The organism is Gilliamella sp. Nev5-1 (assembly GCF_001690895.1).
GTDB classification, from domain to species: Bacteria; Pseudomonadota; Gammaproteobacteria; order Enterobacterales; family Orbaceae; genus Gilliamella; species Gilliamella apicola_C.
Genome location: NZ_LZHO01000051.1, coordinates 18,926 through 34,318, shown reverse-complemented (window position 1 = coordinate 34,318; position 15,393 = coordinate 18,926). Strand labels below are relative to the sequence as shown.

The 15,393-nt window shown below is 38.0% G+C and carries 8 protein-coding genes and 2 pseudogenes; 5 read left to right on the top strand and 5 right to left on the bottom strand.

Going from position 1 to position 15,393, the window contains the following annotated elements; translation table 11 throughout:
- Together A9G41_RS07230 and A9G41_RS14735 are read left to right on the top strand one after the other, a co-directional pair.
- The coding region (locus A9G41_RS07230) for an IS3 family transposase (protein ID WP_082259632.1) at positions 1-848 on the top strand (848 nt) is incomplete at its 5' end.
- A gap of 10 nt (positions 849-858) precedes the next feature.
- Positions 859-1,242 (top strand): annotated as a pseudogene (locus A9G41_RS14735) (transposase); the annotation flags it as partial.
- A gap of 51 nt (positions 1,243-1,293) precedes the next feature.
- Here the strand turns inward: A9G41_RS14735 and A9G41_RS07220 are convergent.
- From A9G41_RS07220 to sohB, 3 genes are all read right to left on the bottom strand, one after another.
- Entirely contained in the window at positions 1,294-2,898 is a 1,605-nt protein-coding gene (locus A9G41_RS07220; RefSeq protein ID WP_065582695.1) for a bifunctional aspartate transaminase/aspartate 4-decarboxylase, read from the bottom strand.
- Positions 2,899-2,927: 29 nt separating this feature from the next.
- Positions 2,928-4,628 carry an aspartate-alanine antiporter gene (gene aspT, locus A9G41_RS07215; RefSeq protein WP_075539489.1) on the bottom strand — a complete coding sequence of 567 codons (1,701 nt, stop codon included), beginning with the start codon at positions 4,626-4,628 and terminating at the stop codon, positions 2,928-2,930.
- A gap of 288 nt (positions 4,629-4,916) precedes the next feature.
- On the bottom strand, positions 4,917-6,026 hold the full coding sequence (gene sohB, locus A9G41_RS07210) for a protease SohB (protein WP_065582693.1): 1,110 nt from the start codon (positions 6,024-6,026) through the stop codon (positions 4,917-4,919).
- 152 nt (positions 6,027-6,178) lie between these two features.
- Between sohB and A9G41_RS07205 the strand changes: the two genes are divergently transcribed.
- From A9G41_RS07205 to A9G41_RS07195, 3 genes and pseudogenes are all read left to right on the top strand, one after another.
- On the top strand, positions 6,179-7,879 hold the full coding sequence (locus A9G41_RS07205) for a formate--tetrahydrofolate ligase (protein WP_218057991.1): 1,701 nt from the start codon (positions 6,179-6,181) through the stop codon (positions 7,877-7,879).
- A gap of 14 nt (positions 7,880-7,893) precedes the next feature.
- Positions 7,894-8,298 (top strand): RnfABCDGE type electron transport complex subunit B, encoded by a 405-nt coding sequence (locus A9G41_RS07200; protein WP_218837684.1) that lies wholly within the window; start codon positions 7,894-7,896, stop codon positions 8,296-8,298.
- Between the two features lie 88 nt (positions 8,299-8,386).
- A pseudogene (locus tag A9G41_RS07195) lies at positions 8,387-9,803 on the top strand (IS1182 family transposase).
- Positions 9,804-9,843: 40 nt separating this feature from the next.
- Here the strand turns inward: A9G41_RS07195 and ltrA are convergent.
- Together ltrA and pflB are read right to left on the bottom strand one after the other, a co-directional pair.
- Positions 9,844-11,499, bottom strand: a complete 1,656-nt coding sequence (gene ltrA / locus A9G41_RS07190; protein WP_075539490.1) for a group II intron reverse transcriptase/maturase — start codon at positions 11,497-11,499, stop codon at positions 9,844-9,846.
- A 1,569-nt stretch (positions 11,500-13,068) separates the two neighbouring features.
- Positions 13,069-15,351 (bottom strand): formate C-acetyltransferase, encoded by a 2,283-nt coding sequence (pflB, locus tag A9G41_RS07185; protein ID WP_075539488.1) that lies wholly within the window; start codon positions 15,349-15,351, stop codon positions 13,069-13,071.
- Between the last annotated feature and the right edge of the window lie 42 nt (positions 15,352-15,393).

Below are 15,393 nucleotides of genomic sequence, written 5' to 3'. Positions count from 1 at the left end.
TCTCAGCTTCAGGAAGAAATCATAAAAAAGCTTTAGTGCCAACAGGGGCACGTAAAACGTGGGCACAGCAACTACAACAAAATCATTCAGTTACTATTGCTATGAGTTGTGCCATTGTTGGTTTAAGCCGTTGTGCTTACTATTATCAAGCTAAGTTACAGGATGATTCGGTGATTGTTTCGGTGTTGAATGCTATCACAGACCGGCATTTACGCTGGGGCTTTCCTAAATGTTTTAATCGTATCAGAAAGCTCGGCTATCAATGGAATCATAAACGGGTATATCGGGTGTATTGTGAATTAAAGCTTAATCTCAGGGTAAAGCGTAAAAAACGCATTCCTCCACGATGCCCGGAAAGGTTATTAGCCCCCAATAAACAAGGTGAATGTTGGTCAATGGATTTTATGAGTGATAGTCGCTGTAATCAACGTCGCTTTAGGACATTCAATGTTATCGATGACTTTAATCGTAAGGCGTTAGGTATTGATATTGCAGTAAGCTTACTGGCAGGAAGGATTACCCGTTACTTAGATAAACTGGCCGAATATCATGGGTATCCATTAAAAATACGGGTCGATAATGGGCCAGAATTTACAGGAAAAACCTTTACCAACCATGGTATAACCATTGATTATATCCAGCCCAGTAGCCCTTATCAAAATGGCTATATTGAACGATTTAATCGTACCTATCGTACTGAAGTACTCGATTTATATCTTTTTAACAACTTAGCTCAAGCAAGGAGAATAACTGAAGAATGGTTAACAATTTATAACACCGAAAGGCCGCATGAGGCATTAAATAACATGACACCGCTCGAATATAAAACACTAAAACAAACAGCATGATTTTCTACTTGAATCTTGTACTAAGTTTGGGGTATTTACAATCACACGGCATATCTGGGAAGCAGATAAAGAGAAAGCCAACGAGATTCGTTTAAGTCAGTGGGGTAAAAAAGTCTATGCTCGGCGAAAAGAAACGATAGAGCGCAGCTTTGCTGATGCTAAACAACATCACGGACATCGCTATGCACGATTTAGAGGAAGAGCGCAGGTTCAAATGCAGTGTTTATTGGCCGCAACGGCTCAAAATATCAAGAAAATAGCGATAAAGCTATTTTTGTTACGTTTTTTTAAGCTATTTTTTAATTTATTTAATAAAATCCAAATTAAAAATCCTATTTATGGTTTAAATAAAAAAATAAACCCCGAATTATATCGAGGTTTGTCATCAATCTGACCCTAGATAAACTAGGGTTTGATTAATAGTTAGATAAAAAAATCTAAATAATTAGCTATTTTTCTTTGCTTTACCTTGATACTCAGCATAATACTCTTCGGCCAATTTACGCATTGATAAACCAATCGCTGCATATTGATATTCATTTAAGTTAGCCAACGATGCTCGAGCAGAAGGATGTTGTACAGCAAATCCTTTACCTGGTAATAGAACGACCCCCGCTTCGTCTGCTATTCTAAATAACATCTCAGTCGGATTTTTATTTTTTAATATCCATTGAGCAAATTTATCGTCATATAATTCTCGGCAAATATGCTCAAGATCAACAAGTGTATAATAATCAACACTGTTTTTATCGGTGGTATGTTTAAGCCCCAAGTGTTGGTAAAGTGATGTTGCACGGCGGCGGATAAGTGATTTTAGTGCGTTTTTATAGCTTTGATCACTATCCATCATTTCACACAATGCAAATAAGACCATTTGTACTTGTTGTGGTGTTGAAAGGCCTGCAGTGTGGTTTAATGCTACAGCACGACTATCAGCCACTAAGCGATCGATAAATTTAAGATTTTCCGGATCAGTCGTAATTGAGCTATAGCGTTTATTTAAGATCTGTTTAGTTTTGCTTGGTAATGCTTTAATGGTTTTATCTATCACATTATCATTAGCCGTTGCTATAACACCTAATCGCCAACCTGTCGCACCAAAGTATTTAGAAAATGAATAAACTAAAATAGTATTTTGCGGACAGATTGCAAATAAAGATTGGAAATCATCGGCAAATGTACCATAAACGTCATCGGTCAAAATAATCAATTCAGGACGTTTTTTAACAATGTCAGCGATAATTTTTAAGCTTTTATCGTCAATTTTAACTGATGGTGGATTAGATGGGTTAACAACAAAAAAGGCTTTAATTGCTGGATCTTCTAATTTACGCAATTCTGACTCAGGATATTGCCAATTTGAATTAGGATCAGAATTAATTAATACCTCAACCAATTGATAATCATTGAGTTCTGGAATTTCAAGATAAGGTGTGAATATAGGCGCACCAATAGCAATTTTATCGCCTTTTTGGATTAATCCGTTTTCTTTCATGGAGTTAAAAATATAAGCCATGGCGGCTGTGCCACCCTCAACGGCAAATAAATCGATATTATCACGATCTAGATATTGGGCACCCATTTGCTGTAAAACATAGGCTTTAACAATATCTTCACTAAAGTGGAGCATTCTATCGGGTACAGGATAGTTACATCCTAAAATACCTTCTACCATTTCTTGTAAAAAAGCGTTTTCATCAAGCCCAAGTTGATCTCGGATATAAGAAAAAGCTTTACCTAAAAATGCAACACCAGGGGTATTATAATTTTGACAAATAAAATGTTCAAAGCGTCCAGTTAATCCTGCTTTAATTGGCATACCGCCAACACCTTCATTTAAATATGAAAATGACATTTCGGATTCTTGAGTGGCAAACACACCTAATTGGAAAAATGCTTGACGAGGCCAAGTAGCCAAAAAGTTTGGATTACCTCTACCCGCATTTAACATCACCCGATCAGTATGGCTTTGTGCCAGTTTAATTAAGTTATCTTTTAATTCAAAAGGACTTAAATTAGCATATTGGCTATATTCTGTTTTGTTTTTCATACATTAGTACCCTTAATTTGATATATCAATTAAACAAAAGCAACAACTAATGGACCTAATAAAGTTAGGAAAACATTAGCTAAAGCGTAAGTAATAGCAAAAGAGCTAGTTGGCGTTGAATTGCCAGCTTTATTAAGCACTTCACCGAAAGCGGGGTTAGCACTTCGCGATCCTGCTAAAGCACCAGCAAATACCGCTGCATTTTTATAGCCAAGGACATACTTTCCGAAATAAATGGCAAGTAGCATTGGTAGCAAAGTAACAACCACACCAATTAAAAATAGAGATAAACCTTGTTCTTCAATTGTATTAATTGCTTGAAGACCAGAACTTAATCCCACAACAGCAACAAATCCAGCTAAACCAAAATCTTTTAAAAGCTGCACTGCACCAGTAGGAATATTACCGATAGTTTGGTGAGCCGACCGATACCAACCAAATAATAATCCTGATAAAAGCGCACCACCTCCAGCACCTAATGTGATAGGAATATTACTTACGCGAATCACAATTAAGCCAATAATAAGGCCAACAACAAGCCCTAGACCATGGAATGTCCAGTCAGTTTTTTCACTTTTGGTAATTGGCGCACCGATTTTGTCAATAACACGACGAAGATCACTATCAGCACCATAAATAGTAATAACATCGCCAAGTTTTAAATAAATATCATTATTAAGGGGAAGAGATTGTCCATCACGATTAACCGCTAAAAGATAGATGCCATGTTTTAACTTCATCACTTCATCTGATTGAAGTACTTGGGTAAGATTTTCACCTTCATAACGGCTATTACGCATTTCAACATCTAACTTATTCATTACCACATCCATTCCAGATGCTGAATTCACTTCACTACCAAGTAGATCATGTGCTTTAATCATTGAATCACGATGACCCACAACAAGAATAATATCTTTCGACTTTAATACTGTTTCTGGCATTGCTTCGATGATTTTATTGCCACGTTTGATACGCTCAATACTAATGCCATTAATAGTTTGTTCAACATGCGCCACTGTTTGATTAATTTTATTGGTAATACGATACAACCGACCACTAATATCAGATAAAGCTAGATTTTGAGCAGCACTTAATGAAAGCGAACCATGAAGTTGCTCAGCCTGTGCTTTTATTGCGTCATCACCAATATCTTTACCCATGATTTTTGGCAGAATATTGACACAGACAATAATGGCACCTAGTGAACCAAATATATAGGTCACAGCATAACCAATAGTTACATTTGCTTGCATTTTTCTTAATTCATCGGCGCTTAAACCTAATTGGCTTAATGCATCAGAGGCTGTGCCCATAATTGCCGATTGTGTCAAACCACCCGCGGCTAATCCAGCAGCAAGACCTTTGTCTAAATGGTATAATTTGGCTAGTACGATAACAGTCATAAAACTTGCAACTGCAATAAATAATGCTAAGAAGATTTCACGTAAGGTTTTTATACCAAGTGAACGGAAAAATTGCGGACCACTTTCATAACCCACTGCATAAATAAATAACGCAAAAAGAATCGCTTTAACACCAGCGTCAATAGTCACACCCAAAACGCTTAAAGCGACAGCAACAAGCAACGAACCAGCAACACCACCGAGTTGGAATTTGCCTATCCTAATGCCACCAATCAAATACCCTAAACTCAACGATAGAAATAATAAAATTTCAGGGGAATGTTTTAGTCCATCTAAAATCCAGTTTGAAAGCCATTGAAACATAATAATTGTCCTCAAGCGTAATGATTTATGAATTAAAAAAAGAAATGTAATAAGGTGGAGCTATATCCATCAAACTATATGAATATAGGCTTATATTAAATTGCAATTAGATTAATAGATAGTCAGTTTTAACAATTAATATTATCGTTAGAAGATAATAGATAATGATTGTGGGAATTAAATAAAAAAGATAATAATTTGATTTATAAATAAAAAATAAATAATATGCCAATCAGCATATTATTAATACGAAATTATGAATAATTCAATGCATTATAAAACGGGCTATCACAGCCCGTTTCCTTGCCTTAAAAACAGTCTTTCCACATCTTTTATTACATTTTTAGCTAACTTTTCAGATAGTTTTTGCCGACGTAAATAACTAACAGAGATAATTTTATGTGTATCTAAGTGAGATAAGATAAAGTCATCGCTCGTACTGATTTCGTCAACTAAGCCTTTATCTTTAGCTTGAGTTGCAAACCAGTGCTCGCCAGTTGCAACTTGTTCGATATCAACATTTGGGCGGTATTCTTTAACAAAGTCTTTAAATAAAAGATGGGTTTCTTCAAGCTCTTGTTTGAATTTTTGTCGACCTTCATCGGTGTTTTCACCAAACATGGTTAAAGTACGCTTATACGCACCTGCTGTTTGCAATTCAATATCCACATCATGCTTTTTAAGCAAACGATTAAAGTTAGGAATTTGAGCAACTACCCCAATAGAGCCCACAATAGCAAATGGTGCAGCAATGATTTTTGACGCAGTACATGCCATCATATACCCACCACTGGCTGCAACTTTATCGACGACAGCCGTAAAAGGAATATTACGCTGTCTAAACCGTAACAACTGCGATGCCGCAAGCCCATAACCATGGACTACACCACCAGGGCTTTCAAGTTTTACTACAACTTCATCTTCTGGTTTAATAACAGCTAATACAGCGGTAATTTCTTGACGTAATTCTTCAACTTCGTGTGCATCCATACTACCATTGAAAGACAATACAAATAATTTAGGTTTGACTTGTTGATCTATATTGTTTTCTGCCAACTTTGTTGCATTATCTAGCGCCGATTTTTCGTCAGATTTTTCTTGGTTTTTGACTTGTTTCTTTTTTTGCTTAGCCGCTAATTTTGCCTGCTTCTTTTCGCATTTTTTCTGTTTTTTAATATCTTTCATAAACAGTTTAGCTTCTAGCTCGCCCATGCTTGACATTAGCATATCATCTTTGACTTGCTCGTATTCTTGACTAATATCTTTGACAGATAAGCGTCCACCAACCGTTGCTGATTTACGACGTTGGCTTAATATAAAAATCAGTATTGCTAAAATGGCAATAACGACTGTCGCCGTCTCTGCTAAGAAAAGCGAATATTCGGAAAACCAATTCATTTAACTATTATCCTTTTATTGAATGTTTTTAATTATTATAACAAGATAATTACCAATTGTGCCGAAAATAAGTAAAGATAAAATTGTCTCTTTATTCGGCAATTCAAATTCTTTATACTGACATTCCAATTTATTGTTAGATGAGAACTTATATGCCATTACGCCCAATTACCGAAATAGCAAAACAATGCAATATCCCTGAAGAATTTGTCCTACCTTATGGCAAACATGTGGCAAAAATCGATTTGTCTATTCTAAAAGCGAATCAAAACAAGCCTAGTGGCAAATTGGTATTAGTTACCGCTATCACACCAACCCCACTCGGTGAAGGAAAAACGGTTAACACAATTGGATTAAGTGAAGGACTAAATTATATTGGTAAAACAGCAATTGCTTGTATTCGTCAACCCAGCTTAGGACCTGTATTTGGTGTCAAAGGCGGAGCTGCTGGTGGCGGTCAAGCTGAAGTATTACCGATGGAAACGTTAAATTTGCATTTAACGGGTGATATTCATGCAATTACTGCGGCTCACGACTTGGCGTCGGCAGCATTGGATTCGCGCCTTTATCATGAAGCGCGTTTAGGCGATGAATTTACTGCGCAGACTGGTTTACCTCGTCTAAATATTGATGAAAACCGCATTGTTTGGAAACGAGTAATTGATCATAATGATCGCTCGCTTCGCAAGATTACTGTTGGTGTTGGCGGTGGTGTTAATGGAATCACGCGGCAAGATGGATTTGAAATTACCGCAGCATCAGAGCTTATGGCAATTTTAGCATTAGCCTCAGATTTACACGATATGCGTAAGCGCATTGGTCGCATAATTCTCGCTTATAATACTCAAGGCGAAGCGATTACCGCAGAGCAACTTGAAGTTGCTGGTGCAATGACAGTCTTACTTAAGAACGCAATTAACCCAAATTTGATGCAAACCGTTGAACATACTCCTGTGCTTATTCATGCAGGACCTTTTGCTAATATTGCCCATGGTAACTCATCAGTCATTGCTGATCGCATTGCTTTACAACTTGCTGATTATGTTGTAACCGAAGCTGGATTTGGCTCAGATATGGGCATGGAAAAATTCTTCAATATTAAATATCGCCAAGCGGGTATTAAAGCTTCGTGTGTAGTGTTAGTTGCCACCGTGCGTAGCTTAAAATCAAACAGTGGTAAATATAACATCAAACCAGGACAAGCAATCCCGAAAGAAATTTCAGAATCAAATGTTGAATTACTTGAAATTGGTGCAGCTAATTTAGCGTGGCACATCAACAATGCTAAAAGTTATGGGCTACAAGTGATTGTTGCCATTAACCGTTTTCCACATGATAGCGAAGAAGAGTTGGCATTTTTACAAAAATATGCAATTGAGCATGGTGCATTTGCCTGTGAAGTAAGTGAAGTTTTCACTCAAGGTGGTAAAGGCGCAGAAAAACTAGCTAAGCATGTGATTAAAGCATGTGATACGCCAAACGAAATCAAACTACCTTATCCTGACAACATGCCTCTAGTAGATAAAATTCAAACTATGGTGAAAAAGTATGGTGCCAACAAAGCTAATTTATCGACTACTGCACTTGAAAATATCAAAGAGATCGAAGTACTAAAACTGGACCAGTTGCCACTTTGTATTGCTAAAACACCAATGTCAATTAGTGCTGATGCAAACCTAAAAAATGTACCTACCGATTTTGATGTCGATATTAGTCACTTAGCGATATCTGCAGGTGCTGGTTTTATTCGTGTTTATGCTGGTAATGTAATGACCATGCCGGGGTTAGGCACTAACCCAGCTTATAGACAAATTGATATTGACAAAGATGGTAATATTGTAGGTTTAAGTTAATGCAAGAAGTGATTATGCAAACTAAACAAGAATACAAAGCATTTATTGATGAAGAAAGCTGTATTGGCTGTGGCAAATGCATCCGTGTTTGCCCAACCGATGCTATTGTCGGCAGCAAGCAAGTATTGCACACCATTTTGCCACAATTATGTACCTCGTGCAGTAATTGTATTAATACCTGTCCAACAGACTGTATTACATTAAGCACACTAGGTACTACATTGACTGAATCAGAAGAGTTAGTACTAACTCAGAAAAAACAACAACGTTTGAGCCATAACCAACTCGTACCGCCCACAATATTATTTCCTCGCGCAATGCCAGTTAATAATACCAATACGATTGCGCCAAAGGATCGCAAACAATCCATTGCTGATGCTATTGCCAGAGTTAAAGCAAAAAAAAACCTCGCTAAATAGCGAGGTTTCAGATTGATGACAAAGAACTCGCTTTTTGACGAGTTCTTTGATCTAATAGAGAGGAGTCCATTATAAGAGAAGTTCTTCTATGCTAAAAAAACCAACTCCAGCGACACCAGAAAAAATAGAGCAAATCTCACTAGATGCGCTTGTCCCCCAAAATCATCTTGTTCGTAAAATAGCTAAAGTCATTGATTTTGAATTTATTCGAGAAGCGGTAGCACCACTTTATTGCCCTAATAACGGTCGTCCGGCAGAAGATCCGGTCAGACTGTTTAAAATCATGCTATTGGGGTATCTTTTCGGTATCCCCAGTGAACGTCGTCTGGTTCAGGAAATTCAGGTCAATTTAGCTTACCGCTGGTTTCTGGGAATGGGATTAACCGAAAAAGTGATTGACGCCTCTACACTCAGCCAAAATCGTCGCCGTCGGTTTAATGACAGTGAAATCTATCAACAGGTTTTTGATAATATTGTTGAGCAGGCCATTGCCAAAGGGTTGATAAGTGGTCGGGTTTTATATACGGACAGTACTCACCTAAAAGCAAATGCCAATAAAGGCAAGGCACGTAATGAGCAGCGTATTGTTGAGCCCAGTCAATATATTGATGCGCTTAATCAAGCCATCGACGGTAGAGAAATACAAGGAGGTTAAAGTCAGTACAACAGATCCGGACAGTGGCTTTATGCATCGGGAAGGCAAGCCTAAAGGGTTCTTCTACTTAGATCACCGAACGGTTGATGGCAAACATAATTTAATTACCGATACCTATGTCACAGCTGGAAATATCCATGATTCCCAGCCTTACATGGCTCGATTAAAACGCCAGCTAGAGCGGTTTGGCTTTAATCCAGTTGGTGTCGGTCTTGATGCGGGTTATTTTACGGCTCCCATTTGCCATTTACTGCTGGCAGAGCAGATATATCCGGTGTTGGGTTATCGTCGCCCCACCCATGGTGCGAATCCCATCAGAAAAAAGCAGTTTATCTATAACGGTCAAAACGATACTTATACTTGCCCAAACGGGCAAACATTAATATATAAAACTACCAGCAGGGAAGGTTATCGTCATTATCATTCTGATGCAACAACCTGCAAAATCTGTCCGTTATTGTCACAGTGTACACAGAGTAAAAATACACAGAAAGTCATCACACGGCATATCTGGGAAGCAGATAAAGAGAGAGCCAACGAGATTCGTTTAAGTCAGTGGGGTAAAAAAGTCTATGCTCGGCGAAAAGAAACCATAGAGCGCAGCTTTGCTGATGCTAAACAACACCACGGACATCGCTATGCACGATTTAGAGGAGGAGCACAGGTTCAAATGCAGTGTTTATTGGCCGCAACGGCTCAAAATATCAAGAAAATAGCGATAAAGCTATTTTTGTTACGTTTTTTTAAGCTATTTTTTAATTTATTTAATAAAATCCAAATTAAAAATCTTATTTATGGTTTAAATAAAAAAATAAACCCCGAATTATATCGAGGTTTGTCATCAATCTGATAGCGCCTTAAGGGCGCTATTTTAATTAAGTAATCAATGACTAAAGTCGGGTAGCAACGACACATTGAACTTTAGTATGACACACAGGATGTAATAATACCCTGTTTTTCAGCTTATTATCCCCGCCATTTACACGGTATATGATATGGTGGTCATGCCAGCCCGTCTCTTTTGTGATAGAAAGATGACATAATCCACAACGCCCTTTTTGTTCCTTATATAACCTTTGCCATTGACTTCTGTGCGAATAATCTTCGTACATCCGTTTTTGGTATAGCGTTTCGCCGTATAATTCCCATTCAGGTAGAAACGGATTGTATTCCGATTTCACCTTTACATGACGTTTAATTTCTGTTTTACTGCACAGCAGTAATTCCATCCATATCTTTTCGCCGTGCCGATTCGTTGTATGTGTACCAAATATCCAGTCCCTGCTTTGTATCCTTGTAAAATATTTCTCTTTTACAAATCGTTTCCGTCTGTTACTGTGTCTTCGACAACACCATCGCCAAATCGCTCGCCAGACTAAATGGTCTACTTTACTGTACGCTTCTTTAGCGACAATGCTACGGTGATAGTTAGCCCATCCCCTTAACATTGGATTTAATTTTGCTATCAGTATGTCTTGCTTAACCATCTTCATTGCGCTTATTGTCTCTTTTACCTTGCGATAAAATGCTTTCACATTCTTTTTACTCGGTTTTATCAACAATTTGCCTTTAAATGATTTTACTGTCCAGCCTAAGAAATCAAATCCTTGCTCGATATTAACAACATGAGTTTTCTTTTCCGATAAGGTTAATCCCCTTTCTTTCAAAAATTCCCGCATTATTGGCAGAGCTTCATCTTCAAGTAATTCTTTCGAACTCCCCGATATAATAAAATCGTCCGCATATCGAACCATGTACACCTTATTGGCTCGCCGTTGTCTATTTCCTATTACACCGAAGTGTTTCGTTAATAGTTCGTCCATGCCATCCAGTGCCATATTCGCCAAAGTCGGTGAAATAATACCCCCTTGTGGTGTACCTTCCTCCGTCCGCTTAACCTGCCCCATGTCCACTACGCCCGATTTTAACCATTTTGCTAATATCCGCTTATTCATCGGTATATTCGCTATTAACCAATCATGGCTTATATGGTCAAAACAACCCTGTATATCGGCATCCAATACCCATTGCGCCGTTTGTCTCATTTGACTCCCTTTGCGTGAGAATATCTTATGCACGTGGCTTATCGCGTCCGCCGTTGAGCGATTGATGCGAAATCCATACGAGTTTTTATCTGCTGTAGTTTCAGCAACAGGCTGTAAAGCAAATAAGTATAGCGCTTGCATTGCTCTATCTTTCATGGTCGGAATGCCTAATGGGCGCTTCTTTCCATCCGATTTCGGAATATAAACCCGCTTTAATGGCTTCGGTCTATATCCTTTACTTGTCAGCGTTGCAATCGCTTCCCATTTACTCTTTGGTGTTGACCATGTTACTTTGTCAACGCCTGCCGTTCTTTTACCTCTGTTTTCCGTCACCCTTCGTACTGCCAATTGCTTGGCGTACGTTGAGCGTGTTAGTAACCTTTGTAAGCGTTTAACCTTACGGTAGTCACCTTCAATTGTTGCCTTCGCAATCCGTACCTGCAATCCCTTAACATGTTTTGTTGCTTTGACCCAATCTATATTGTGCCATAGCTCATTCATGTCAGGAGTCGCTGGAGCTGGACTACTTTTAACTTTTTGGTTAAACTTAGTGTACTCTTTCATACTTACTCCTGTAGTAACAGAAATAAGCAGAAATCTACTTGGTTTGGTGTGAATAATTTCTTCGTTCATGAACGGGAAGAAGAATTATTCAAATGACCAAATAAAATTCTACTTCTCTGTCACATGGTGAATTGTTAGAGTAGGGAAATGGGCTTGTTTTCACTTGCCTGTTTCCTTTCCTCACCCAATCATTCCCGAAGAAATGACCACAAAAGGATTAGCCAACATCTTACGATGAAAGACCAGTTAGAAGTCTGCACCCTTTCGAGTTAGGTCATATTTCATACCCTATATCAGCCATTACAGCCAATCATTCGCTTTCTCTAACCTCCTTTACCTGCACTCCCAACAGTATCGCTTGCGCTTTACCTGCCCTAAGGCGGAAATACAGGCTTACCAAGTTCCATTATTATCACACAAATAGTTAAGATGTTGTCTGTTCGCCGATAGTGTTTATGATGACGTATCCCCAATGTAAAGAAGGATAACCCACTATGTACCATTTTGGTTAGAGCTTGTCAGTAGCTTAAGCTCTTTGCAATTCACGGCGTTTATCAACAATTCACTTACGTTCATCTTTCTATTTAGCCTAGCCCCTCATGACATGCTACTTGTCATTACTTAACGTTACCTCACGATAAACATTAACCTTGCTATTCCTCAAGGGGGTACATTGTCGGGAAGCTCCGCACCAGACCGTTACCCGTCTCGCACTATCCCTAGGTTACTGTTAGTCATATAACAGGTTGTCTATTCATCATGCTTATTTCCTATAATTACGATTGATTCAACAATGATAATAACAGCTTACGCACTGCTTATATAACTGCTCGAGTGAAATAAGTAGGCTCTTACACCTGATATTTTACCAATAATATATTGTAGACATGATTCTCCATTGCCCCTTCATTATCAACCTTAAAGTTAGTATTACGCTTAACTTTAATATTGTGTTGATTAATGTTGCGACTAATCACTTTGTCTATATTGTAATTACTTTCTTAATGTTTTACCCTGTGGTTTTGAATAAACTCTGGACATTAAGTCGTATCTTATTAGTTAAAAAGAGACGTCGGCAATCGTTTTATTGCTCGCCTTGTAGTTGTGTATAGTCCAACTATGACTGGAGAGTGTAAGACTCTCAAAAGGCTCCAGTTTACTTCATGGCGAAGTTTTGATGTCAGCTATATCTTCGGCTCATCATGTAGTTGTATATAGTTCAACTCTGGACTGGTAAGGTTTATACCTTACAAAGGGCTTACAAGAATACGTCCCCTCTTGTATACGGGTTGAAAGGTTATCTCTATAACGCTTTCTGTATTATCTCCCTTTCGGGAGTATGAAGGCTCCCTCGAGGAGTTTACAAGCTTGTAAATAAGGAAAGAATATTTCATCTTCGCGCTTATCTACCGATAAAAGGGGAAAGTATTTCATTTCCGCCTTTTATCTTACTTGATTTTTACAAAAACTTCATAAAAATCAAGTATTTAGTGCTGCTTGTCGCACTTACATAGATTGCGTAAATGTACGGCTAATTACGTCTTTTTGTTGTTCTTTAGTTAATGAATTGAAACGTACTGCATACCCAGAAACACGAATTGTTAATTGTGGATATTTTTCAGGGTTTTCCATCGCATCTAATAATGTTTCACGGTTTAATACGTTAACATTTAAATGTTGTCCACCTTCAATTGTTGCTTCATGGTGGAAGTAACCATCCATTAAGCCAGCAAGGTTGCGTTTACGTACTTCATCATCTTTACCTAATGCATTTGGAACGATAGAGAAAGTATAAGAAATACCGTCTTTAGCGTAAGCAAATGGTAGTTTAGCAACAGAAGTTAATGAAGCCACAGCACCTTTTTGGTCACGTCCGTGCATTGGGTTAGCACCTGGTCCAAACGGCGCTCCTGCACGACGTCCATCTGGTGTGTTACCTGTTTTCTTACCATATACAACGTTTGATGTAATTGTAAGTACAGATTGTGTTGGAATTGCATTACGATAAGTTTTAAGTTTTTGAATTTTCTTCATAAAACGTTCAACTAAATCAACAGCAATGTCATCAACTCGTGGGTCATTGTTACCAAATTGTGGGTATTCACCTTCAATTTCGAAGTCAGTCGCTAAACCATCTTCATCACGAACTGTTTTTACTTTAGCGTATTTAATCGCAGAAAGTGAGTCAGCAGCAACAGAAAGACCCGCAATACCACATGCCATAGTACGAATAACATCACGATCATGTAATGCCATTAATGATGCTTCGTAGCTGTATTTATCGTGCATATAGTGAATTGCATTTAATGCTGTTACGTATTGTTTTGCTAACCAATCCATAAAGTGGTCTAAACGAGCAAATACTGTATCGAAATCTAAATATTCATCCATAATTGGATCTTCTTTAGGACCGACTTGCATTTTTAATTTTTCATCCACACCGCCGTTGATTGCGTATAGAAGTGTTTTAGCAAGGTTTGCACGCGCACCAAAGAATTGCATTTGTTTACCAACGATCATTGGGCTTACACAACATGCAATAGCATAGTCATCATTGTTAAAGTCAGGACGCATTAAATCATCATTTTCATATTGTAATGATGAAGTATCAATTGATACTTTTGATGCAAACTCTTTAAACCCACTTGGTAATTTTTCAGACCAAAGGATAGTCATATTAGGTTCTGGTGATGGACCCATTGTATATAAAGTATTTAAGAAACGGAAAGAAGTCTTAGTAACTAAAGTACGACCATCAACTCCCATACCTGCGATAGATTCAGTTGCCCAAATTGGATCGCCAGAGAATAATTCATCATATTCAGGAGTACGTAAAAAACGAACCATACGTAATTTCATAACGAAATGGTCAACAATTTCTTGCGCATCTTTTTCCGTAATTAATCCTGCTTCAAGATCACGTTGGAAGTAAATATCAAAGAAAGTCGACGTACGACCTAATGACATTGCCGCACCATTTTGTGATTTAACCGCAGCTAAATAACCAAAATAAGTCCATTGAACAGCTTCTTGTGCTGTTTTAGCAGGTTCAGAAATATCGAAACCATATTTAGCCGCCATTTCTTTGATTTGACCAAGTGCACGATGTTGTTCTGCGATTTCTTCACGACGTTGCATTGTCATGGCTAAATCAACACCATTTTCAAAATCAGCTTGTAGTGAATTGAATTGTGCAAATTTGTCTTTCATTAAGTAGTCGATACCGTAAAGTGCTACACGACGGTAATCCCCAATGATACGACCACGACCATAAGCATCAGGAAGACCAGTGATAACCCCTGATTTACGACAACGAAGGATATCTGGCGTATAGATATCGAAAACACCTTGGTTGTGGGTTTTGCGGTATTCAGTGAAGATTTTTTTGACTAATGGATCTAGCGTTCTGTTATAAGCTTTACAAGAATTCTCGATCATTTTGATACCACCAAACGGGATAATCGCACGTTTTAGTGGTTTTTCAGTTTGTAAGCCAACAATTTTTTCTAAATCTTTTTCAATATAACCTGCGTCATGAGCAGTAATTGTCGAAATAACACTGGTATCAAAATCCACAGGGGCATGGGTAGCATTTTCAACTTTGATGCCTTCCATTACTTTAGCCCATAACTTAGTTGTAGCTTCTGTCGCGCCAACTAAGAAAGACTCATCACCCTCGTATGGCGTGTAGTTCTTTTGAATAAAATCGCGGACATTAACATTATTTTGCCAATCACCATCTTTAAATCCTTTCCAAGCAACAGCTTGTACTTCGTTTAAATTACTCATAGTTTTTCACCTCAGGTTTACAAAAATATCTATTCATCCTTT

Coding starts and splice junctions, on each gene's coding strand:
- sohB (WP_065582693.1), bottom strand. CDS start 6,026: ATGAATTGGTTTTCCGAATATTCGCTTTTCTTAGCAGAGACGGCGACA.
- A9G41_RS07200 (WP_218837684.1), top strand. CDS start 7,894: ATGCAAACTAAACAAGAATACAAAGCATTTATTGATGAAGAAAGCTGT.
- aspT (WP_075539489.1), bottom strand. CDS start 4,628: ATGTTTCAATGGCTTTCAAACTGGATTTTAGATGGACTAAAACATTCC.
- A9G41_RS07205 (WP_218057991.1), top strand. CDS start 6,179: ATGCCATTACGCCCAATTACCGAAATAGCAAAACAATGCAATATCCCT.
- pflB (WP_075539488.1), bottom strand. CDS start 15,351: ATGAGTAATTTAAACGAAGTACAAGCTGTTGCTTGGAAAGGATTTAAA.
- A9G41_RS07220 (WP_065582695.1), bottom strand. CDS start 2,898: ATGAAAAACAAAACAGAATATAGCCAATATGCTAATTTAAGTCCTTTT.
- ltrA (WP_075539490.1), bottom strand. CDS start 11,499: ATGAATGAGCTATGGCACAATATAGATTGGGTCAAAGCAACAAAACAT.